Raw genomic sequence first — 23674 nt, 5'->3', positions numbered from 1 at the left:
TTTATTTATAGTTTGAGTGACTAAAATGGTGATAAGTTGTTCAATGGATGTAAGTAATTGTTGTAGCCATGTGAATGTATATATAGCCTTTGAAGGGGAGAGTCTAAACATTTTTAGAAGAGATGAGGCATAAGCCTATTTTTTAAATCTTCTAACAAATCATTTGCGATGACACCTTTTTTTGATACAATTTCAAAACATACTAAACAGGTATGTTTTAAATGGATTAAAGGGAGGGTATGAACATGAAAGTTAGAAATTTATTTTTAGGTGTAGTTATAGTGTTTTTATTGACGCTTAGTGCATGTGGCGCTAACTCTAATAACAATGAAACGCCTGCGACAGATAATAATGTCGGAGAGAACGATCATGTAGAAAATAACGTGGAAGAAAATGACTCAGAAGAAAACGACAATGATGTGTCGGATGAAAATGATGGAAATGAAGAAAACGAAGAAGTTAGTGAAGAAATGGCTTCCGAAGCATATGAAGTATGGGTAGCTGATCAAGGAACGAATGAAATACACATCATTGAAGGTGCCACGGACGAAATCATTGAAACGATCGACTTTGCTGATGTGGGTGATAAACCTCATATGTTAGTGTTTGATGACGAACATGAATATGCATATGTAGCCAATATGGGATCTGGCACGGTATCCGTGATTCGTGCGGAAGACCGTGAAGTAATTACCACAGTGGAAACAGGGGAAGGAGCTCACGCAGCTATTCCTAGCCCGGATGGAGAACGTGTCCTAACAGCGAACGTTCCAGCGGAGACGCTTACTGAAATCATTGTTGATAAATCGAATGAAGAGTTTACTGTTGAAAGAGAACTTGACCTTTCAGAAGTTGAAGCACTTCAAGATGAAGATGAATTTCCAAATCAAAGTCCGATTTGCTTAGAGTATACGGCAGACGGTGGCAAAGCCTATGTCACGCTTGGTGGCGGTGGTTTAGTCGTCGTTGATGTGGAAGACTTAGAAGTTATCGCTTCATTCGGTAAATCAGAAGTCGGCGCTCATGGTTGTGGGACTGTTCTTTCACCTGACGGTCAGCATATGTTCGCCAATTCTGGCTCAACGGAGTTAGCTGAATACTATGTTTTTGATACCGAAACAGACGAATTAATTCATACGGAAGAAACAGGAGGAATAGATGCACACGGAGTTGCCTTTACTCCAAATGATGAGCACTTATGGATGGTCAATCGTGTAACTGACGATGCTGCAATCATTGATCCAGAATCGTTTGAAGTTGTTGATTCTGTTGATTTTGTCGGGGAAGCACCTGACTTGCTTGTGTTTAGTCCAGATGGCAAGTACGCATATATTACGTTAAGGGGCCCTGAACCAGCAACGGGAACACACGATATGGCAGGAGATACTCCGGGAGTTGCTATTATTGATGTGGAAAATCAGTCAAAAGTAGATCTCGTCGAACTAGAAGGCGATCCACACGGCATTGATTTGCGTATCCTACATGACTAAATAAACATAGAAATCCCTTCTAACATATATGTTAGAAGGGATTTCGTGTGAGGAATAGAATAAACGAGAAGTCTATCATGATAGATTTTTTACCACTAATAAATTATTTAATTGATATGCAAAATGACTTAAAATTTATTATTTGTTTCCGATATGAACTATACATCGTTTCCTCGCTCATTGAAAGCGTGAAGCGATGTTAGAAAGTATTTCGTATTTACGTCTATTCTAAGGTGGTGATACGATGGAAATTCCTTCACTCTCCATGGCGATGAGCCAAGCTGGGGTGAATCAGCAAGCATCCATTTCGATGATGCAAAAATCGATGGACCAAGCTAGTCAGCAAGGACAAGCGTTGGAAAAGCTGATGGACTCCGCGGAAGTTCAAAGAATGGAGCACGCGATGCAACCCCATCTTGGTGGAAGCATTGACGTGAAATTGTAAGTAGAATGACGGGAGCAGCCTTTAGGGGGTTGCTCTTTTTATGTGTGTGTGTTGTGAAAGAAGCTTTGTTAAGTATTATGTTTCATTTTGCAAAAACAACAGGGATCGATAACAAAACTTCGACTTCGATCTCAAAAAAAAAGAGACCTTCGTCTAAGCAAAGGTCTCACGTCCTATCTGTAGTTAATGAATTGAAAATCAATTGGAAATTTTGCTTCTTTCACTGCAGCCATAATTGCTTGCAAATCATCACGATTTTTGCCAGTGACACGGACTTGATCATCTTGGATTTGGCTCTTCACTTTCAAACCACTGTTTTTAATAATTTTAGTGATTTCTTTTGCGTGGGTTTTATCGATTCCTTGAATGAGTTTCGCTCGTTGACGAACCGTTCCCCCAGATGCACTTTCGATTTTTCCATACTCGAAATTTCTCGTTGGGACATTGCGTTTCACAAACTTGCTATTTAACACATCTTTTAACTGTTCCAATTTGTACTCGTCATCAGACACAAGCACAATCTCTTCATTTTCTAGTGCTACCGTACTTTTACTTCCTTTGAAATCATACCGATTCTTAATTTCTTTTGTCGCAAGCGTAATTGCATTCGTTACTTCAGGTAAATCTACTTCTGAAACAATATCAAATGAACTTTCCTTTGCCATCATATACCTCCACGTTTTCTTTTTATTATACCAAATCATTACAAATCATTGTAGTACCGATTAAGAGTGCCGAATGGGGACGGTTCTCGTGTGGCAAAAATGTGCTTTTTTGTTACGAACCTTAAGACACACCGTCCAATTTTTCTCATAAGAGTACGAAGATTAAAGAAGTGACTGAATAAATTTTATAGTAAAAGAATGACGTCTCAAGAGATATAAGTACAAGAAATAGGAGAAGGAGTTACTGCTCAGTACTTTCCATCTCCTTAACTTGTCTTGTTTAAAGATAAGAATGCAGGATTGTTAAGGAAATAAGGTGGAAATGAATCGAATGATAAAAGATGATAAATAGCTCCTGAAAAAAACTGGTAGGATTTAAAGGTTTTTGTGGTTGTGCGAAGTCTACCATTTTGTTGTAGGAATATACGTTTTTGCCGAGATTATATTAGAAAATAGTCCTAAATAAGGGTCTATTCTACAAATAAAACTGATTCTTCATTATTAGACAAAATATTCAGAATTTTAATGGTATATTAATGCATATGGGAAATTTTTCTTTTTTATGTTCCCTACTATATGGAAAGGAGGAAGAGATACTAGATTTTCTCAATAAAAAGGGAGGCTAATCATTTGAAAAGAACATCATTACTTACAGGACTAAGTTTTGCTTTAATGTTTTCTTTACTATCACCATCGATCTCTGCAGAAGGTACAAGCGATTTACCTTTAAACGGAACTATCCCTGAAACTGGAGGGGATTCTACATCTATTGAGTTAGAGGGTGGGAAAACAGCGCCTATCTATGATACAGATGATGCCATTGTTGAAAACCTATTGGTCGAAACAACGATAGATAGTGACAATTCAGGTGAATTAGATCTTGTCTCGGTAAAAGTCATGAGACCGAATACTGAACCAGGGATAGAAGTTCCAGTTATCTATGAAATGAGTCCTTATCGTGCTGGTTTAAGAGCCCTCAATTTTTTTGATGTAGATGTAGAACTGGAGCCTGTCCCACATCCTGGAAATGGCTATGGTCGAGGAAATGGCGGAGGTAAACCTTTTACGTCTGGACAAGTTAGGGGAGCACTGGCAAACTACTATGTGCCAAGAGGATATGCTGTTGTTTTAGGAGAGGGGATTGGTAGTGGTCGTTCAACGGGTTGTGCCACTTCTGGAGACTTCCAAGAAACTTTAAGTACAGTCGCAGTGATCGATTGGTTAAATGGAGATGCAAGAGCATTTAACTTAGACGGGGAAGAGGTTTTTGCAGATTGGTCAACAGGAAATGTCGGTATGACCGGGGCATCTTATAATGGAACATTAGCTACTGCTGCAGCAACAACAGGTGTCGAAGGATTGAAAACGATTGTACCTGTCGTTGCGATTAGCAACTGGTATGACTACTTCCGTGCAAACGGTGCTGTTGTCGCTCCTGGTGGTTATCAAGGAGAGGATGCTAGTGTCTTAGCTGATGCTGTTACAACACGTGAAAACAGTGCTGTCTGTGATCCTGTTCTTGAAGAAATGGTTGAGGATGAGGACCGTAGTACAGGTGATTATAATGAATTTTGGGATGATCGCAATTACTTAAATGATGTAAAAAATATTGAAGCAAGTGTTTTCATCGTTCATGGTTTAAATGATCGAAATGTAAGAACAAAACAATTCTCACAACTGTGGGATGCAATTGGTGAGCAAGATGTTCCACGAAAAATGTGGCTGCACAATCGAGGGCACAGTGGTGCTGGAAATCAAAACAACTGGACAGAAACGCAACACAAATGGTATGACTATTGGCTTTATGGTTTAGAGAATGACATTATGGAAGAACCAAAGGTCGATGTGCAAAGAGAAGATAACTCGTGGCAGAAACAAGAAGATTGGCCACATGTAGATATGCAATCTACGAAATTCTATTTCCAACCGGAAAGTGAAGGAACAGGATCTCTCCATACGTCACCTGTTCGTAATCAACCAAATAACAAACAGACGTTAACAGATGCACCAACTACGAATCCGAATACACTCGTAACAAATCCGGATACGACTCATGATAATCGTCTCGCATACACGACAGACGTGTTAGCTGAGCCAGTTCATATGAGTGGTTCACCAGAAATTAATATTAGAGCTAGTCTTGATCAGCCTGTGTCTAACTTAACTGCTTTTCTAGTAGAATATGAAAGTGACGGATCGCAAACGATCGTCACACGTGGTTGGATGGATGCACAAAATATCCACGGAGCTGATCGTTCGATAAGTATAGTCCCAGGTAGAGATTATACTTTTGAATGGGACATGCAACCACATGATTATGTGTTTAATGAAGGTTCTCGTATTGGCGTCGTTGTGATGGCGAGTGACCGTGATCACACGATTCGTCCATTAACCAAGACGGAAGTAACGTTGACACCCGCAAGAAGCCACCTAACACTACCAATTGTCTTTGGGAAGGATGCTATTGAGTAAGGTGTTCATATGAAAAGCTCTTTATGAGACATCTCAGGGAAAATAATAGATTGCAAAAGAGACTGGGCTACTATGGTCAGTCTCTTTTAATAGTGCCGAATGGGGACGGTTCTCGTGTTGCAAAAATGTGCTTTTTTGTTAAGATTAACAAAAGAGTTATTAGTCGTATTTCCTATTTTTTAATAGATGGAGGGGAAGAAATGTATATCGTTCATTCCATTGTAACCATTCCTAAAGGAAAAGAAGCTGAGGTTATTGGCTTGTACCAAAATCGGTCCCGACTTGTGGACGAAGCACCAGGATTTATATCATTTAAACTAATACAAAATGAATTGAAGCGAGAAGAACTAACCGTCGTCATGGAGTGGGAGAATAAAGACAGTTATTTGGATTGGGTTAAAAGCGACCAGTTTAAACAAATTCATGATCTAGAGAAGAAATACCCAGATAAAGAATTAGCATCGATCAAACCGATCGTAAGAAGATACGAAGTAGTCGCTACGTGATAAAAGGCAAGTCTCTAGTTTGCATAGTAGTATACTTGCCACGCTATGATAAATAGATCCATCCTTGATCACAAATCTGAATAAGCAGCCGATGGGTTGTTTTTTTTTTTGGTGTTAGAAGCTCAGGAAGTATGAATAGATGATTGGAGCGATTGATCGAAGGAAAGAGAAATGAATCGGTCTAATCGGGGGATTTATGTACGTAATGTTTATGCTAAGTTACTTCTTTTTGTTTTTTGCTAGAAGCACAGGGAATATGAATAAAAAAACGAAGCGATAACTAGTAAAAAAGTAAATCTTGTTTTCGGGTTATTAAAATAGATAGTTGGAGAGTGAATGATTTTTAATGACGACGATAAATGATGCATAAGAACCGTCCCCATTTATCACATTTATCATCCACTTATCACGGTTATTTCCTTCTAAAATGGTTAAAATAACGTAACAGCTTTTTTGAAGGGATTGATGAGTGGATGAAAAAAATATGGCTACAAGGGTTGTCATTTATACTTTTAGCAAGTCTTTTTGCCTGTGAAACGGAAGAGCAAGGAAATGAACAAAGTGAAGGTGCTGCAGAAGGTGAAGAGTGGTATGAAGAATTAAATTTTGAAACGTTAGATTTGAATGCTGAGTATGAAGACGGCGAATACGAAGTGGAGTATGACTATAACGATGGCGAACCAGAGGCGGAAATAGAAGATACTCGTGGAGATAAACAAGAAATAAAAGAAGGCGATGAAGCATTGGACGAGCTTGAAGAGATGTTGCCTGAAATAGAACTTACGAATGAAAGCTCGGATGAGGAAATTACTGCTGAAGTCGTTAATGCATTTGAATTAGATGAAGTTTATGAAGAATTAAAAGTAAGAATTAAGTTTTTTGAAAAAGAATTAGAAGTGGAGGATTAGGGATACAAAAGTTGAAGATGACTAATGATTCCCCCAAAAAACAGTGTTCCAGAGGATTCAATTAAAAATACATAGGTCATTGGTAAAGCACTGATGAAAAGTCAGTGCTTTTGAATTGATTAGAAAAAACGAGACATTCATACTTAATTGTTTGTGTTAGAGCTAGCCCTCACCAAAACGATAACTACGAATGCCGAATGAGAACCGTCCGGGACTGCTGAAAAAGTCAATTTACCAATATTAAAATGCATGACAATCCAATTTGACTTATTACAGAGGTAGTTGATGAGACTGGAGCAAGCGAGACTCCTGCGGAAAAGGAAGTCAGTCAAGACCCTGCAGGGAAAGCCCGAAGCGGCTTGACGACTTCTCCGCGGAAAGCGAGTTTGCGCAGGGCTCATCAACCTCTTTATGCGGCTCACCTTATAATTTTAATAACGTTTCTGAAAATATAACACTTTTTCACTGGTCTCGAACCGTCCCCGTTAACCACCTTAATCACCAATTATCACCTAATTAATGTTAAAATAGTCACATTAGCTTATTCGTATTCATGTGCATTGCTTGTATTACATAGTAATAGATGATTTGGTTAAGTGATTGGTCCTGTGTCATAGGAAAAAATGTACAGTATGCATGTAATAGGTGATGAGGCACAAAGTTTTTCTACATTTTTAGAAATCCGCAATATTTAACAACAAAAAATGGAGGTTGGTAGTTGTGAAAAAGTCGTTTAATGAGCCGAAAGGGTTTGGAGAAATTCTCGATCATACGTTTCATTTAAGTAAAAGTAGATTCAAAGATTTTGCGAAAATATTTTTGATTTTATTAGGACCGATTATTCTTCTTGAAGCACTCGTTCAGTTTGCTTACGGAATGAGTTTCTTTCGGGAGACTGCTGCAGGTGATAATTGGTTTGAACGAATCATGAACAGTTTTGATGAAGGGGAAGGGGCAGTAGCAGCCGAGATGGCAGGTGGTTTATGGCTTTCTCTATTGGCAATCATTAGTCTTTTCATTTATCCGATTGCTTACGCTTCCGTTCTCATTGTCGTAAACCATCTTAAAAAAGGCGAAGAGTACACGGTTGGATCGGTCATTAAACAAGCCTTTTCCCGCTTTTGGCCGATTTTAGGAAGCAACATTTTATTTTTCTTAATCATCATCGGAATGTTTATTGTTCCAATCATCGTCATCGCATCTGGTACGTTTATGGCCGATGGGTTTGTGTCGATCTTCTTTATGATTTTGTTTATTATTTTAGGATTTTTACTATTTTTTGGATTAATTGCAACACGATTAAGCTTTTATTTCGGTTCCGTTGTGATTGATAAAGTTTCTCCAGGGTTCGGAAGAAGTTGGAGATTATCACAAAATCGTACGTGGGCATTATTTGGTTTATATATTGTCTTGTCGCTCATTATCGGTGTGATTTCATTTGCGATGGAAGCAACTTTTGCGGCGTTTTTAGGTAATAGTGTATTAATGTCATTGATTAATAGTCTCGTGTTATTATTTACAACAATCCTCTTTACGGTCGGGTATGCGGTCATGTTCTTTGATTTAAAAACTCGGCACGACGGCGACGATGTCAAAGATATGTTAGATGATTACAATAAAGAACAATAAAACGCGTGGCAATTGAAAAAAACCAAACGTCGAGAGGAAAGCAGGTGAGAATGTGATGGCAAATAATGATGCAAGACAAAAGATTGAAGAAATCATGAACGACCAAGAATACCAAGCGTATCAAGATGATTCCCAAGGTTTCCTCCAAGCACTTATCGACAATGTGTTGGCATGGATGGACGACTTGCTAGGCAGTTTAACGATAGGGGCAGGTGGTGGAGGAATTGGGGCCATCATTGCTACCTTACTTGTTCTCCTTCTCGTCGTTTTGCTCGTATTTATTCTCATCAAAGTTGGTCAAGGGGCTAGAAGGAAAAGAATGTATCGTGACACGAAACCTCTTGAACAGATGAGGGAAATCGATTGGTCGTATCACCATCATTTACAAGCATCGTCTGAACAAGAGCAAGCAGGAGAATACACGATAGCATCTCGCCATTTGTTTTTGGCGCTCCTTCTCTATTTTCATGACATTCGTTGGTTAGAAGCGAAAGTGTGGAAAACGAACTGGGAGTATTATGAAGAACTGCGAAGCATGAATCCAAATGCAGCAGACTTCTTTTATCACTTTGTGCTTTTCTTTGATCAAATCACATACGGCAAACGAACGGTAACGAAACAAGAATTTGATCACTATCGAAAAGAAACCATGACTTGGTTAGACACGCAACACGATACAAACGACACAACGCAGGAGGGGTGAGATCATCTTGGGATCTGCGTTTCTAAAAAAACGGACTTGGCTTTGGGTTCTTGTTTTCCTATTTTTATTTGTCATTAGTTATATGAATGCGTCCGGGCAGCCAGCGGAGTACCCGCCATATTTGTCTGATTCGCCATCGCCAACAGGTGTGAAGGCGATCTATACATATTTGGACGAGGAGTATGGTTCTGTAAGCAGGTGGTCTCATGAACCTTCTTTTCTACCAAAAACAGATGAGGATCAGTTATTAATTATGGTTGCCCCACATTTTATTCCTCCAGAACAAGACATGGTGGAATATCGAGAATTTGCAGAAGCAGGAAATACGATTTTATTATTTATCGAAAATCCAGTTGATATGTTTGGCGTTTCCTCGGAACAAGAACCATTCATTATAAATGAAGAAGGAACAGTGGAATTAGCAGACGGTTCAGAGTACACGGGAGTCGTCACATCTCCGATTCGATTCGAACCAACGGAGGAAGATGTTGTCTTGCTCTCTGATGAGGTAGGGATCAAAGCAGTGAAGCGGACTCTCGGTGAAGGAGAGGTCATCGTTGCCAATTCACCAGACTGGCTGATAAACGGAGCGATCCTCGACAACGATCATACAGAACTTGTTTTATCGCTCATTGAAGAAGGCTGGCAAAACGAAGAGATCGTCTTTGATGATTACATTCATGGCGGTTCTCCAACGATTGCGACCCTTTATCCGATGTGGTTTTTAATCCTGTTATTCCAAGGAGGATTCATCACCCTTCTTTGGCTTTGGTACAAAGGCAAGCGATTTGGCCCGATTTTTTTCCCACGAGAAGAGTCGGTTCGCTTCAGCGATGAAGGGGTTCAAGCCCTTGCTGCCTGGTATTTGCGAGCGAAAGACAGTCGCTTTCATGAATCATTGAAAATCCAAGAAGACTACGTGAAAAGTCTCATGCAAGAACGCTGGGGCATTCCTTTTGATAAAAACTGGCGAGAAATTGCTGTTCAATTGGAACAAAAATCATCCTTATCAAAAACAGAGAGGGATGCTTTTTCGAAAGAGTTCACGAACGTGTTTAGCAAACCGAAAATAAGTAAACAAGAGTATGTCTTGTGGTCGAAAAAGATCGATCGACTGCGGAAAGAGGTGGAAGAAGCATGAACGAGGAACTAACAGCGCTACTAGAAAAATATGATCGACGAATTTTAGGTCAAAGAACGAACGTAAGACTGCTTTTATCCGCAGTGTTATCTGGAGGACATGTGTTATTAGAAGGGGTTCCTGGAACAGGAAAAACACAAATGGTCAGAACGCTCGCTCGCCTTCTTGGTGGAACATTTCAGCGAATTCAATTTACACCAGATTTATTACCAAGTGACATCACAGGAAGCACGATTTTTAACATGAAGGAAAGTTCGTTTCAAACCGTCAAAGGCCCGATTTTCACGAATATTTTACTAGCCGATGAAATCAATCGAACGCCAGCAAAAACACAGGCGGCGCTTCTAGAAGCAATGGAAGAAAAGCAAGTGACGATCCACGGAGAAACGTATCAGTTAGATGATGTGTTCTTCGTCGTCGCGACGCAAAATTCGATCGAGTTTGAAGGGACGTATCCTTTACCAGAAGCACAACAAGACAGGTTTCTATTCAAACTTTACATTGACTTCCCAACCTTTGAGGAAGAACAGCAAGTACTAAAGGAAATGTTGGAAGACACGTTTGAATCAGGAGAGACAGATTCTGTGCTCAATATGGCGTCGTTCTTATCCATCCGTAAAGAAATCGAATCCGTCACGATCAGTGACGATATTTTAAACTACACGATGCAAATCGTTCGAAAAACGCGTGAAGGAGATACGATTCGTTATGGCGCAAGCACAAGAGCCGCCATTTCCATCGGCAAAGCGGCGAAAGCTTGGGCGTATATCGCTGGTCGAAATTACGTGACGCCCGATGATATTAAAATGGTTGCGAGACCAGCACTAAGGCATCGCATTCAACTATCTCCGCATGCGGAATTGGAGGGGGCTACTGTTGACCAAATTATCAATGAACTGGTGGGAGCGGTTACTGTTCCGCGATAGAGGTATCATCCCGACGAAGCGGTTGCTCTTCGTGATGGCAGGTTTGTCTATGTTGCTTTTCCTAGGAACCTTTGCAGGAATCTCATGGCCATTTATTTTCATGATAAATAGCGTGGTTTTTCTTGGGTCATTCGTCGAACTGTTATTTTTGCCGAAAAAAAACGACTTACAGTTCTCACGGGCGATTCCTCAGAAACTAGAACGAGGTCTTTCTTATTCCGTAGATATCGACATGACAAATCACTCGTCACATCCGATTCACTGTCGCTTCATTGACGGACTACCTCAATCGTTCGAGCGACCGTTTCCACTAAAAACAACAGTGGGAGAACGAACAAATGCAGTCATCTCTTACGATACGTTGGCACCAGTAAGGGGGAAGTACTCGATCAAGCAGTTATATGTTCGCTACTCGGGTCGACTCGGTCTTTGGGAAAAACAAAGAAGTGTTCCGTTAGAAGATACTGTCAGTGTGATTCCCGATTTAACGTCCACGAAGGATTATTTAGAAAATGCGCAACGGTATTTGTTATATGAAGGCGTCCACATTCGCAAACAGCAAAGTGCCGTTGGCGAGTTCGCCAAGATCCGTAATTATGTAACAGGAGATGATCCGCGAAAGATCAACTGGCGGCAAACGGCAAAGTTACAAGAAGTGATGACAAACGAATATGAACCAGAACATGGGAAATATATGACCATCTTAATCGACTGCGGTCGAATGATGGGTGCTGAGTTGAAAAAGGGGAACCGATTAGAACGAAGTTTAGAAGCGGCGTTGACGGTAACGGCGGCCGCTTTAGAAAAAGGCGATTACGTTTCTGTCATTGCCTTTTCCAAAAACGTGCACGTCTATGTTCCACCTGCGAAAGGAATGGCTCATTTACAAACGATCATTCATTCCATTTACGATCTGCAGGCAGATGAATCAGAATCGAACTATGCAGAAGTACTGCATTATTTGCAAACGGTACAAAAAAAGCGCAGTTTCATTTTGTTGTTCAGCGATGTCCGCACGTTCCTTCATGAAGAGAGTGCCCTCGTCTACTTGAAACGACTTAGAAAGCGACACTTGTTTTTTATGATTGGAATCGAAGACGAGAGCTTGCTATCAAAAGGAAAGGAAGCACCGGTTGACGTGCAAACAGCAATGGTAAAAAGCATGGCGCAAAACCAGCTGCTCACGACAAAACGAGAGAAAGTAAAGTGGGAGAAACAAGGATTACAAATGATTGAGGCGAAAGAAGAAAAATTAGCAAGCACCGCTGTCTCTTACTATATTCATATGATGAACCGTGGGTTGCTTTAGTGAAGGCATAAAGAAAGCCATTCGCGACGGCTTACGTTTGCAGACGCGACTGGCTTTGATGTTCATTAAGAAACACTTCGTTTTTTCAGTAACGCATTTCCGATCATCACGTAAAGGATGAGTCCAACAACGGTGATAATCGCGACCGCATATTTTGCTTCAAGCGAAATGGCGGCAGGCGTAATGAATCCCTCAATCGCCGCTGCAATGACGAACAACGGAATCGTACCGAGTAAAAGCTGAACGGATCGTTTCGCATGAACTTTCAGTTGATACATTCGTGTAAATTCTCCTGGCACAAACAGCTTGTAGCCCATTAATAGTCCAGCACCACCGGCAATGAAAATCGCTGCGAGCTCAATCATTCCATGGGGAACGATGTACGCCCAAAATTCATACGTCATCTCATAGTGCCAAAACAGGCCCGCGAGACCACCGACAATAATGCCGTTAAAAACTAAAATATACACCGTTAACGTTCCGAAAAGAAGGCCACCGGCGAAAGCCATGATCGCCACTTGAATATTATTCGTCATAATACTAGCCGACATGAGCGAGGCGTCCATCATACCTGCCCCTTCACCAAGTCGCTCAGGATCGGTTGCTTGAGCGATGTCCGCAGGAAGAATAGAATACAAGTGAAGCGGATCGTTGTAAACAGAAATGAAACTACCAACGACGCCAATCGTAAACAGAACCATGGCAGCAACGACGAAGCGCCACTGCTCGGCAAGTAAACCGATAAATGCGGTCGTAAAAAAATGGCCTAATTGTTTCATACTAGATAATTGATCCTTATACAGTAGATTATGAGATTTCGCCACAAGACCGTTTAAGTATGACGTTACTTCTTCGTTTTCAAAATAAGTCTGACTGTAAGAAAGCTGTTGTGCTGTTTTTTGATATAACTTATGAAACTGTTCAATATCTTTTCCAGCAAGCTTTTTTCGTTTCTTGTGCATCGTGGCGACCAGTTGTTCTAACTTTTTCCAATCATCGCGATGTTGTTGAACAAATTGCGTGACTTTCACGTTTTCACCTTCTTTTTTTAGGAAGAGTATGAGCTGAATTTATTTGTTTAGAAATGGTAAGGTTTCTTAACCGTTTAAAAGGAACGTGATGATTCAAGGCTTGTAAAAATAATAGTTCTTCGATGCTGAATCATGATATTTGAGAATAGACAGGACGTGTCTCTCGCTATTCAAGTATTCGGATAAACATAACTAATAACCTACTAACCTCATTCTTTCTTATCGTATCATTAAAGTTAATTTTATCCAATCAAAGGAGGGGAGAAAATGAGTATGACTGGCGAAAAAGTGAGCGTAAAAACGCCCGAATTTGTTTCGTTACAATTTCAACCGGCAGGACTAGGAAGTCGGTCCGTCGCATTTATCATAGATCAACTTATTTTGATGACTGTAAATGTGCTTGTCTTAGTGATTGCATTTTTTAGTATGGGAGGCTTCGACGGATTATTCATGATGTTTGATTCCCCTTTGGCCCCCGTAGCCATTGCTATCGTAGTGATCTTCTTAATTAATTGGGGATACTTTTTTGTTCTTGAATATTTTACAGGTGGCAGAACGATCGGAAAGAAAATGATCGGAGTCAGGGTCATTCAAGAAAATGGTCACAGCATCACGCTTCTCTCTAGCTTCATACGTAATTTACTTCGCATCGTGGACTCTTTGCCAGCTAGTTATTTATTAGGAATGATCATGATTTTTGCTCATCCAACTCATAAACGTCTAGGAGATTTAGCTGCGGGGACAATTGTCGTTCATGAAAAAAGCCGTAAAAAAAGGAAAAAGCTTTCTCCCCTTGAAAAGGAATTATTTGCTCGACACATTACGAAACAAGACCTTCCAGTAGACGAGTGGGCACTGAAGTCGTTAGGAAACAAAGAGTGGCATCTCATCAAGGCATACAGTGAGCGAATTTTCCATTTAACTGAAGCTGAAAGAAACAATTTAACGACTCAAATGGCCGATACGTTGCTAGGTAAACTGGGCGTCGAAATGGATAGGAAAACAAATGACGACTTGGAAAAAATGCTGCTTGCTCTGTATTTAAATATGAAAGAAGAATGGGATTATGAATTGTAGATACATTTAGGTTTTGGCTGGAATATATTAGGTTTAACGCGCGCAAACATCGGAAAAACGCGCACACTAGAACTGAAAGCGCGCGCAAACATCGAAAAAACGCGCGCACTAGAGCTGAAAACGCGCGCAAACATCGGAATAGCGCGCACACTAGAACTGAAAACGCGCGCAAACATCAGAAAATCGCGCGTACTAGAGCTGAAAGCGCGCACAAACATCGGAAAAGCGCGCGCGCTAGAGCTGTAACAGGATTAGTGCCAGTGCACCAATCAAAAATAAGACCTCGCCACCGGGCGAGGTCTTATCAACTATTTAGCTAATTCATAAATATTAAATACGTCTTCTTCATGCAGCGGAACAAAATTACCTTTTGGCCCTTTTTCTGTGCATTTTTTCGCCATTTCGGCAAAGTGTTTATCATCAATATCCACTTCACTCAACGTAACAGGCATACCAATAGAACTGAAGAATTGTTCTGTTTTTTGGATGCCTTTCAACGCTGTTTTTTCCAAGTCATTTAAATCAATCTCCACATCCCAAACGCGATTAGCAAACTGAACAAAACGATTCACGTCATGTTTATATACATATTTCATCCAAGCAGGGAAGATGATCGCTAGTCCAGCGCCATGGGTGATGTCATAAATGCCACTCACCTCGTGTTCAATATCATGACTTCCCCAATCGCCAACTCTACCGGTGCTCAACGAATCGTTATGGGCAATCGTTCCAGCCCACATAATTTCTGCTCGCGCAGCATAATTTGTTGGCTCATCGATTACTGTATGGGCGTTGTTAATAATTGTCTTCAATGTCGCCTCACATAAACGGTCTGTTAACTCAACGTTTTTTTCGTTTGTGAAATATCGTTCCAAAATATGTGAGATCATATCTGTCACACCACAAGCCGTTTGATAAGACGGTAGCGTATAGCTTAAAACTGGATTTAAAATCGCAAATTCTGGTCTCATCTTGTCATGCCCGACGGCTCGCTTATATGCGCCGTCTTCGTTTGTAATGACACTTCCTCCACTCGTTTCGCTCCCAGCAGCAGGAATCGTCAATACAACTCCAATCGGTAAACAGTCTGTTACTTCCGCTTTTCCGTCAAAGAAATCCCAAACATCCCCGTCGTAATGGGCCCCAATTGCTATTGCCTTCGCGGAATCAATCACACTGCCGCCACCAACAGCTAATATCGAGTCAATCTGGTGTTCTTTACAAAGGTTGACGCCATCGCGAACGAGACTCACTCGTGGGTTTGGCAAGACGCCGCCAAGCTCGACAATTTCAACGCCTTCTTCTTTAAGTGATTCCACGACAGTGTCATATAAGCCACTTTTCTTAATACTTCCACCACCATAATGAAGTAACACTTTTTTGCCGAAAAATGCTGCCTCTTGGCCAACAACTTGCTCTTGATCTTTCCCAAAAATAACCTTCGTCCGATTTTGAAACACAAAATTCTCCATCTTATCGCCTCCGCCATATTATCTACTCTCTTCTAGGTTAAACCAAATGTTCAATAAGATAAAGAATGAAGGTCATGCTACTTAGTTTTGTTCACGAAAAGGAGAGAGGGATAGCGACTGAAGTGATCTTTTGGTTGGAATAGGATTACCATATTTGGCGTTTGTTTGGGTGCAGCGCGCGCACTCGAGCTAAACCCGAGCGCGAAACATCGAAATGCGCGCGCACCCGAGCTAAAAAAGCGCGAACAACCTCGGCAGACCACACAAAAAGTAAAAATCTTTTTGCAATCTTATGTCAGCCTGTGGCATTGTTAAGTTAACGAATGCGAAATTTAGTATGAGGAGGTGCAAACAAACATGGAGCAACGTTTTGCGCCGGTGGGTGATCAAGCGATTAGGATCGCTTTTGGAGAGACGATTTCAAAAGAGACAAATCGAGCAATTCGCGCCTTCTGCGAATTGTTAAAAAAGAGCAAATTAGATGAAGTGATCGAGTGGGTGCCGAGTTACTCAGCTGTGACGGTTTATTATAAGCCTACGGAAATACGATATGCTAAGATCGTCCAAAAAATGGAGGAACTATTGACTCAGTTGATAGAAATGGACCTTCCACCGGCAAAACGAGTGATCGTTCCCGTTTGTTATGAAGGAAAATTTGCCCCTGATCTGGAAGAAGTAGCGAAATATCATCAACTTTCAGTAGACGAAGTGATCAAGATTCATACAAATGGAGATTACCTCATCTATATGCTCGGGTTTACTCCTGGCTTCCCATATATGGGCGGGATGTCTAAAGAAATTGCCACTCCACGTCTTGAAAATCCACGTTCCCTTGTGCCGGCAGGTTCTGTTGGAATTGCCGGAGAGCAAACGGGGATTTACTCACTTGATACACCAGGGGGATGGCAAGTCATAGGCCGAACACCGCTTGTGTTATATGATGGAAAAAGAGAAAACCCTTCTCTATTCGAAGCAGGAGATCACGTCCGTTTTCGCTCGATTTCTTTAGATGAATATGAGGAAATAAGACGTCAACTAGTGGCAAAAACGTATGAGATTGATGACGAAATTGTGAAGGAATAGGAGGGGAAAAGATGTATAACATTGATTTAAATAGCGATTTAGGGGAAAGTTTCGGCGCCTATAAAATTGGCATGGACGAAAAGGTGCTTGAGTTAGTCACTTCGGCAAATATTGCCTGTGGGTATCATGCTGGGGATCATAATGTGATGGCAGCAACGGTAAAATTGGCAGCAGAAAAAGGTGTGGGAATCGGTGCTCACCCTGGTTTTCCCGATTTATTAGGGTTTGGACGAAGGAACATTCAAACGACCCCGCTCGATATTTATCATTTTATCGTTTATCAAATGAGTGCGTTGAAAGGATTTTGCGACCTAAATGATGTGAAAATGCAACATGTGAAACCTCATGGCGCGCTTTTTAACATGGCAACGGTGGATAAAGGAATGGCAGAAGCGATTGCTGAAGCTGTCTATGATAGTAATCCTGACCTCTACTTGTTCGGACTGTCTGGAGGAGAGTTAGTGAAAGCTGGGGAAAAAATCGGCTTAAAAGTCGCCAATGAAGTTTTTGCTGATCGGACGTATCAACCGAATGGAACGTTAACACCCCGAACCGATCCGAATGCGATGGTGAAAGAAGTGGATGAAGCCGTTTCTCGAGTGATCGGCATGGTGAAGGAGGGGAAAACAACCGCTGTGGATGGATCGATCATTCCGCTGCAAGCCGATACGATTTGTGTCCATGGGGACGAGCCTAGTGCATTATTATTTGTGCAAAACCTCCGTGATTCTCTTGTGAACGAAGGGATAACTCTTCGCGCTATCGGTGAAAAATCATGAGTACACCTTTATTGAAAGTAGAAAAACCGGGGTTAATGACAACGATTCAAGATCTTGGACGGACAGGGTATCAGCAATATGGCATCGTTGTGTCTGGAGCAATGGATTCTTTTGCCGTTCGAGTAGCGAATATTTTAGTTGGAAATGAAGAGTCAGATGCAGCGTTGGAAGTGACGATGATGGGTCCTCATATCGAATTTTTAGCAGATACAGTATTAGCCATTGGTGGAGCTGATTTATCCGCTTCGTTAGATGATAAACGGATACCTCCGTGGAAGTCGGTGTACGTCAAAAAAGGTCAAGTACTCTCATTCGGCAAGCCAGAACATGGAATGAGGGCGTATGTGGCGGTGAATGGTGGCATAGAAGTTGAACCGTTACTTGGCAGTAAGTCCACGTATGTAAAAGCGAAAATGGGAGGAATAGAAGGCAGGGAGTTGCAAAAAGGGGATGTTCTAAATGGCAGACCATCTTCTAAAGAAGTTTTGCAAAAGGTTGCTGGACTCGTCGTTTCTAGAGAGTTATTGCCAGATTACATTAGTTCTCAGCCAATTCGTGTCATTGGTGGTCCTGATGAAACAGCGTTTACGAAAAGCGGGCTAGAGACATTTTACTCAGGTGAATATGAATGTACGAGAGACGTAGACAGGATGGGGTATCGATTGTTGGGTCCTGTCATCGAACATAAAGAAACAGCAGATATTTTATCGGATGCGGTGACGATGGGAACGATTCAAGTACCGTCAAACGGACAGCCAATTATTTTGCTAGCTGACCGGCAAACGTCTGGTGGGTATGCTCGAATCGGTACGGTAATTTCGGTGGATTTACCACGACTAGCCCAACAAGCCCCTGGCGGAAAAATTCGTTTTCAATCTATTAGTATCGAAAAAGCCGAACAACTGTTACGAAATAGAGAAAAAGCTTTGTTTCAATTGTCACTAGGAGTTGGAAGTTCTACTCAACAGTAGAAAAAATAAGGGAAGGCTTCGACATCATACGTGTCGATGTCTTTTTTTTGTGTGAAAAAACATTGTAATGGAGTCCCATTTTTCATTCTCTCCTCAAGTTCAGAGTTTTGACAAAATATATGTGTTTACATTAGCAAGATATCGCATATAATTATTATATAGAACAGTTGATATATATCATGTGAAATTTTAATAATAGGAGAAGTGTTATGGCACCTAAAAAGAAGTTTTCTAAACAGCAAATCGTTGATGCGGCGTTTGATATTGCGCGAGTGGAAGGTATGGATAGCATAACGATAAGAAAAGTAGCCGAGAAATTAGGCAGTTCGATTGCTCCCATTTACGTTAATTTTCAAGATGTGGATGAATTAATAAATGATGTGATACAAAAGGTATTTACGATTAGTCATGAAATGGTGCGAGAACAAAATTCAGGTAGCCCGTTTCGCGATATTGGTATTGCTAGTTTGAAGTTTGCTAAGGAGTATAGCGTTCTGTTTAGAGAGTTAACTTTCAATAAAAATAAATATTCGTACGACTACGATGAAGAAATAGGCGACGATCTTGTGGAATTAATGAAGGAGGATCCCGATCTTAAAGGATTTACAGAGGAGGAATTAAGAAGTATTTTACTAAAGATGAAAATCTTCCAAACAGGGTTAACTGTTTTAATCGCGAACGATTCACTTCCGGAAGGATTGCGTGAAGAGAACTTGATTGAGATGTTGGACAGCATGTCTGACGATGTGATTCGCTCTACTCGACTTCGTAAAGAAACGATGTAACGATTTTGTGCGGTGAGATGCCCACCCTCGCGCGGTGCGCATGCTTAGTAGTATATGAATATGGAAACATTCGCAAACGAGATGTCCATATATATGGTGGTTATTTGTTGATTGTGCGACACAACTAAACGAGATTTTTGAAAAGAAAGGGGAGGGGAAAGATGGAACAACGAGTGGTTATGATTACGGGTGCTAATTCGGGGATTGGGAAGGATGCGGCGTTGAAGTTTGCAATGGAGGGTTTCACGGTTGTGATGGGGTGTCGGGACTTGGAGTATAGTCGGCAAGTGCAGGAGGAAATCATTGCTAAGTCTCATCATGACCGGGTGACGTTGATGGAAGTGGATTTGTCGTCTTTTGAGTCGATTCGTTGTTTTTGTGAGAAGTTTAAAGGGGCGTTTGATCGGTTGGATATTCTGATTCATAATGCTGCGTATTTCAAACATGGAGCGGAGCATAAGTTGAGTCCTGACAATATTGAAATAACGTTTGCGACGAATGTGTTTGGGCCATTTTTAATGACGTCTTTATTGTTAGATGTGTTGAGGAAGTCGAATGATGCGAGAATTCTTCACGCTGGAAGTAATATTATTAAGGAATTTTTTGATCCGAAAAAAGAAATTGAGTTTGATAAGTTACAAGGGGAAATAGAAGATAAGAAAAGCTATTCTGTGTATAAAATGTATTGCCAATCGAAAATGGCGTTGTTGATGCTGACGTTTAAAATGGCGGAAGAATTTAAAGATGACGGGATTAAGGTGAATGCATTACAAATCAACGGGGCTAAGATGTCCAAACGTACGTTAAAAAATATAAAACACGGGTGGAGGGAAATTGCTTACGTACAAAATCTCTTTTTTCCGGAGCCTTCATATATGGCTAGTAAATACTTCGCTATTTGCACGTCGGATGATTTCAAGGAAACGACGGGAAAGCTTTTCAATGATAAATTAGAAGTGATGCAACCTGCCCCTGCGGAATATCCTGGTTTTGTGAAAAATATGAAACAAGTACTTGGCAGGGACGTTTATTCTTCGTATGCTGAAAATAAACAAGTCATGGAAAAGGTGTGGAACTTAAGCGAAGAGTTAACGGAAAGTTACCGTATTTTGAAAGACAAAGAACCGGTTGGGTGAGTTGCGTGTGACGCCGAAATGTCGATGAGATAGGCTTCGGCGTTGTGTTCGTGTGACTCGTACTCGGACTCGGAATGGTCATGTCGGCTATCATAATAAAAGTGCAAAGTCGTTGCCACAAATGTAAAAATGACGATGAAACTTATGATGCGATACATGAGTTTTACGCCTCCTTCTTCCATTTATTTGGTTTTAGGAGTAGACCAATGACAATGAGAACAATGCCTGACGCTAAGAAAGCAAGATCATAGGCAAGGGGATTATCGGCAGCGGGCCTGACCCGATGGATTGCTAATATGTGATGATTGATAATCCCTTCGATGAGATTAAATGTTCCTCCACCAATCATAAAATATCCGACTAGTTTTCTTACCCCATTTGATAGATCCGTAGGTTTCCCCGCTAACCACAATAATATTCCTCCAAGGACAAGCGTAAGTGTTGTTGCAAGATGGAAGATGCCATCACTGACAATTTGTGATGTTCGATCGGTCTCCATAATAACGCTATGCCATTGTAAGATTTGATGAAAAATAATGCCGTCCAGCGCTCCCAAAAAGCCAAACCCTAATATAAAACTTCCTATTGTTAATAGTTTCGTTCTCGTTTGAATTGTCATTTTTTGCTTCTCTCCTTTATAAATGATGAAGCTAGATAGTTTCATAGTAGCCAGGTAGGAAAGCTTATAAACATATATATGAGTTTTATAGAATTTAATTGAAAGAAAAGTAGAATTTTTGCTAGTTTAAGCAATAACTTATGTGGGAAAACTTCCTAAGCACATAGCTTTAACGCATAGAAAGGAAGGATTCAACATGAAAAAATTTGGTTTATCAACAGCAACAGTATTTTTATCCATGGCGCTCGTAGCTTGTGGATCAGATGAAAACAATGATGCTCCAGAAAATAATAATGGTGCTGGAAATACTGTTGACAACAACTCGATGGACGACGATATGAATGATGACGAGGAAACAAACGATATAGGCAATAACACAGAAACAAACACAAATGAAGCGGAGAATAATCAAGAAAATGAAACGAGTGCTTCATGGTATGAAGATCTAAACTTTAATGAGTTTGAATTAGATGTGGAATATGCGGATGGAGAATATGAAGTAGAATATGAATATAACGATGGTCAACCTGAAGCAGAAATAGAAGATTCAAGAGATGGATCAGATATTCAAATGGAAGGTCAAGAAGCGTTAGACGAGTTAGAAGGTAAGTTGCCGGAACTTGATTTGACGGCTGACAGTAGCGAAGATGAAATCTTCTCTGCCGTTATTGATGTTTTCGAATTAGACGATAACTACGATGAGTTAGAAGTAGAAATCGAGTTTAACGATGATGATGAATTAGAAGCAGAAGACGAATAATATAGGTGTTATAAGAGACATCGCTATATATAAATTTAAAACAAAACACGTAGATGCTTTCTGCGTGTTTTTCTGTTCATGTTAGGTTCATATTTAATTGCTATACTCGTTCTAGTAAAGCCGTAACGGAGCTAAGAAAGGGAGATACTTATGAAAAAAATCAGTTTGTCGCTTCTTTCGTGGGTGATGGCGATTGGAATTGCAACACAAACAACAGAAGAATCAGATGGTTTATTACTAAAGGAGCAGAAAAAGGATGAAGGGGAATATGCATCCTCTTTGCAAAAAATAGAGATAGATGAAGAAACGACCACAACTATTAGTAACGAAAATAGTCAATTATTAATGTCGTTCCTTGACATAGATTCAGTTCAAATGGAAGTGGATGTTTTACATAAAAAAATAAATGGACAAGAAACCAATGAATTGGAAAGTGCAACTTACACGGAAGCGGAACTAAATGAAATCTCGGATCAGTTAGCCATTATTTATGGAAACAATAATATTTTTACAGGAAAAAGCAATGATGATAGTTTATTCACAGTTTTTGATGCCTATGAATTAGCAGAGTTTGCGGAAGAGAGTGACAATGTGACGTAATTATTCGGTTTTGGCGGGGGAAATGGTTATATGGGGGGAGTTCTCGGCTTCTTCCCTGAAGCTGATACTATTAAAAACCCAGCATTCATTCTTAGCTGGGTTTTCATCTTGTTTGCAGTCAAGAAGCATTCGCTCGGCAGAAACTGAGAAGAACGAGGCCTACTTACTGCAATACTAAGAATAAACATATCTCGCACGTGTCCTCTAAAATGTGGACAAATACGAGATAAGTGGAATCGTTAATAAAGAAAGAATCGTGGAAAAGGCGATTGTCATGACAGCTGTTTCTTCGTCATTTGTGTAACGTGAGAATAAGATGGCCGATAATGTGAAGGTTGGCATCGCTGCCAAGATGATGACGATATTTTTGATTAAGTCATCGAGATTCGTTAAAGAAATGGCAAACATGGTGATTAAGGGAATCATAAATAAGCGAACGCCTAATGGGAACCAAATCTGCTTATAGACGGTGAATCCAGTTTTTTTGAACAAGCCATACAGGAGCATTCCGATATAGAGCATCGCTAATGGAGCAGCAAGTCCGGCGAGATGACCTGTTAATTGTTTCGTGAATTCTGGTGGTGTGAATCCAATCATGGCGGAGCTTAATCCGACTATCACAGCAATGAGTGGGATGTTGATGAATGATTTCAACACTTGCCTAAGAGACAGGGCGTTTCCAGACTGAAGCATATAAATGACAACGGTGAACAAGATTAAATCTAACCCTGCATCAAAAATCGCTGCCAACAGTCCACCAACTGGACCGAAGATGGCAGCACAAAGAGGAATCCCGATGAATCCCGTGTTACCGAGTGCAGCTAAGATCGTCATTTTTTTGGCGAAAACAGATTCAAACCGACATACTTTAGCGATCGCCCATGCTAACAATAGGGCGCCTAAATGAAACACGATCGATATGGCAAAAATCGTGATTGCTTGGTTTAACAGTTGGTCCGTGACTTCTGTATTGAAAACACCATTAAGAATGATCGACGGGACAGCAATATTTAAAATGATCAATATGAGTGCTTTTTTTACTTCCACTGTAATCGGTACTTTGGCAGCAAAAAACATCCCCAAAGCAATGATGATCCCCATGACAGCAATGGAAGTGGCAACAATGGTTACATCCATAGGAAAGTCCTTTCAAAGAAAAGTAAGGTT

The 23674-nt window shown here is 40.6% G+C and carries 23 protein-coding genes; 18 read left to right on the top strand and 5 right to left on the bottom strand.

Annotated features, from left to right (window positions below; all coding sequences use genetic code 11):
* The first annotated feature begins 245 nt into the window (after positions 1-245).
* Complete coding sequence (locus tag QDN89_RS07840) at positions 246-1490, top strand: YncE family protein (RefSeq protein ID WP_280769557.1); 1245 nt, start codon at positions 246-248, stop codon at positions 1488-1490.
* 244 nt (positions 1491-1734) lie between these two features.
* Positions 1735-1935, top strand: a complete 201-nt coding sequence (locus tag QDN89_RS07835) for a YjfB family protein (protein ID WP_280769556.1) — start codon at positions 1735-1737, stop codon at positions 1933-1935.
* 173 nt (positions 1936-2108) lie between these two features.
* On the opposite strand, the gene QDN89_RS07830 is transcribed toward QDN89_RS07835, so the two are convergent.
* Complete coding sequence (locus QDN89_RS07830; protein ID WP_280769555.1) at positions 2109-2600, bottom strand: YajQ family cyclic di-GMP-binding protein; 492 nt, start codon at positions 2598-2600, stop codon at positions 2109-2111.
* A 630-nt stretch (positions 2601-3230) separates the two neighbouring features.
* Between QDN89_RS07830 and QDN89_RS07825 the strand changes: the two genes are divergently transcribed.
* From QDN89_RS07825 to QDN89_RS07790, 8 genes are all read left to right on the top strand, one after another.
* Positions 3231-5072 carry a Xaa-Pro dipeptidyl-peptidase gene (locus QDN89_RS07825; protein WP_280769554.1) on the top strand — a complete coding sequence of 614 codons (1842 nt, stop codon included), beginning with the start codon at positions 3231-3233 and terminating at the stop codon, positions 5070-5072.
* Between the two features lie 50 nt (positions 5073-5122).
* Positions 5123-5578: an antibiotic biosynthesis monooxygenase family protein gene (locus QDN89_RS07820; protein ID WP_425335382.1), complete on the top strand. Its 456-nt coding sequence runs from the start codon at positions 5123-5125 to the stop codon at positions 5576-5578.
* A 473-nt stretch (positions 5579-6051) separates the two neighbouring features.
* Entirely contained in the window at positions 6052-6486 is a 435-nt protein-coding gene (locus tag QDN89_RS07815) for a YusW family protein (RefSeq protein ID WP_280769553.1), read from the top strand.
* 720 nt (positions 6487-7206) lie between these two features.
* Positions 7207-8115: a DUF7847 domain-containing protein gene (locus QDN89_RS07810; protein WP_280769552.1), complete on the top strand. Its 909-nt coding sequence runs from the start codon at positions 7207-7209 to the stop codon at positions 8113-8115.
* A gap of 55 nt (positions 8116-8170) precedes the next feature.
* On the top strand, positions 8171-8818 hold the full coding sequence (locus QDN89_RS07805; protein WP_280769551.1) for a DUF4129 domain-containing protein: 648 nt from the start codon (positions 8171-8173) through the stop codon (positions 8816-8818).
* A 7-nt stretch (positions 8819-8825) separates the two neighbouring features.
* Entirely contained in the window at positions 8826-9959 is a 1134-nt protein-coding gene (locus QDN89_RS07800) for a DUF4350 domain-containing protein (RefSeq protein WP_280769550.1), read from the top strand.
* Positions 9956-10885, top strand: a complete 930-nt coding sequence (locus tag QDN89_RS07795; RefSeq protein ID WP_280769549.1) for an AAA family ATPase — start codon at positions 9956-9958, stop codon at positions 10883-10885. The genes QDN89_RS07800 and QDN89_RS07795 overlap by 4 nt, the downstream gene beginning before the upstream one ends.
* Complete coding sequence (locus tag QDN89_RS07790; protein WP_280769548.1) at positions 10836-12194, top strand: DUF58 domain-containing protein; 1359 nt, start codon at positions 10836-10838, stop codon at positions 12192-12194. Before QDN89_RS07795 ends, QDN89_RS07790 begins: the two co-directional genes overlap by 50 nt.
* Before the next feature lie 65 nt (positions 12195-12259).
* Here QDN89_RS07790 and QDN89_RS07785 read toward each other — a convergent pair whose 3' ends face one another.
* Positions 12260-13225 (bottom strand): stage II sporulation protein M, encoded by a 966-nt coding sequence (locus tag QDN89_RS07785; protein ID WP_280769547.1) that lies wholly within the window; start codon positions 13223-13225, stop codon positions 12260-12262.
* A gap of 267 nt (positions 13226-13492) precedes the next feature.
* Here QDN89_RS07785 and QDN89_RS07780 point away from each other — a divergent pair, with 267 nt between their 5' ends.
* Positions 13493-14302: an RDD family protein gene (locus QDN89_RS07780; RefSeq protein WP_342394368.1), complete on the top strand. Its 810-nt coding sequence runs from the start codon at positions 13493-13495 to the stop codon at positions 14300-14302.
* A 308-nt stretch (positions 14303-14610) separates the two neighbouring features.
* On the opposite strand, the gene QDN89_RS07775 is transcribed toward QDN89_RS07780, so the two are convergent.
* Positions 14611-15774, bottom strand: coding sequence for an iron-containing alcohol dehydrogenase (locus QDN89_RS07775; RefSeq protein WP_280769546.1), 1164 nt, complete (start codon positions 15772-15774; stop codon positions 14611-14613).
* 357 nt (positions 15775-16131) lie between these two features.
* On the opposite strand from QDN89_RS07775, the gene pxpB reads away from it, so the two are divergent.
* The 5 genes from pxpB (at position 16132) to QDN89_RS07750 (ending at position 20528) form a co-directional block, all read left to right on the top strand.
* Positions 16132-16857, top strand: coding sequence for a 5-oxoprolinase subunit PxpB (gene pxpB / locus QDN89_RS07770; RefSeq protein WP_280769545.1), 726 nt, complete (start codon positions 16132-16134; stop codon positions 16855-16857).
* A gap of 11 nt (positions 16858-16868) precedes the next feature.
* Positions 16869-17636 carry a LamB/YcsF family protein gene (locus tag QDN89_RS07765; RefSeq protein ID WP_280769543.1) on the top strand — a complete coding sequence of 256 codons (768 nt, stop codon included), beginning with the start codon at positions 16869-16871 and terminating at the stop codon, positions 17634-17636.
* Positions 17633-18607, top strand: coding sequence for a 5-oxoprolinase subunit C family protein (locus tag QDN89_RS07760; protein ID WP_280769542.1), 975 nt, complete (start codon positions 17633-17635; stop codon positions 18605-18607). Before QDN89_RS07765 ends, QDN89_RS07760 begins: the two co-directional genes overlap by 4 nt.
* Positions 18608-18816: 209 nt before the next feature.
* Entirely contained in the window at positions 18817-19392 is a 576-nt protein-coding gene (locus tag QDN89_RS07755) for a TetR/AcrR family transcriptional regulator (protein ID WP_280769541.1), read from the top strand.
* A gap of 161 nt (positions 19393-19553) precedes the next feature.
* On the top strand, positions 19554-20528 hold the full coding sequence (locus tag QDN89_RS07750) for an SDR family NAD(P)-dependent oxidoreductase (protein ID WP_280769540.1): 975 nt from the start codon (positions 19554-19556) through the stop codon (positions 20526-20528).
* Positions 20529-20691: 163 nt separating this feature from the next.
* On the opposite strand, the gene QDN89_RS07745 is transcribed toward QDN89_RS07750, so the two are convergent.
* On the bottom strand, positions 20692-21147 hold the full coding sequence (locus QDN89_RS07745; RefSeq protein WP_280769539.1) for a DUF2243 domain-containing protein: 456 nt from the start codon (positions 21145-21147) through the stop codon (positions 20692-20694).
* 196 nt (positions 21148-21343) lie between these two features.
* On the opposite strand from QDN89_RS07745, the gene QDN89_RS07740 reads away from it, so the two are divergent.
* Positions 21344-21907, top strand: coding sequence for a YusW family protein (locus QDN89_RS07740; RefSeq protein WP_280769538.1), 564 nt, complete (start codon positions 21344-21346; stop codon positions 21905-21907).
* Positions 21908-22057: 150 nt separating this feature from the next.
* Positions 22058-22507: a hypothetical protein gene (locus tag QDN89_RS07735; RefSeq protein WP_280769537.1), complete on the top strand. Its 450-nt coding sequence runs from the start codon at positions 22058-22060 to the stop codon at positions 22505-22507.
* A 204-nt stretch (positions 22508-22711) separates the two neighbouring features.
* Here the strand turns inward: QDN89_RS07735 and QDN89_RS07730 are convergent, their stop codons facing one another.
* Entirely contained in the window at positions 22712-23644 is a 933-nt protein-coding gene (locus QDN89_RS07730; RefSeq protein ID WP_280769536.1) for an AEC family transporter, read from the bottom strand.
* Positions 23645-23674 lie beyond the last annotated feature (30 nt).

The sequence above is a fragment of the Salipaludibacillus daqingensis genome (assembly GCF_029891575.1).
Lineage (GTDB): Bacteria > Bacillota > Bacilli > Bacillales > Salisediminibacteriaceae > Salipaludibacillus > Salipaludibacillus daqingensis.
This window is presented reverse-complemented; position numbering and strand designations above follow the sequence as displayed.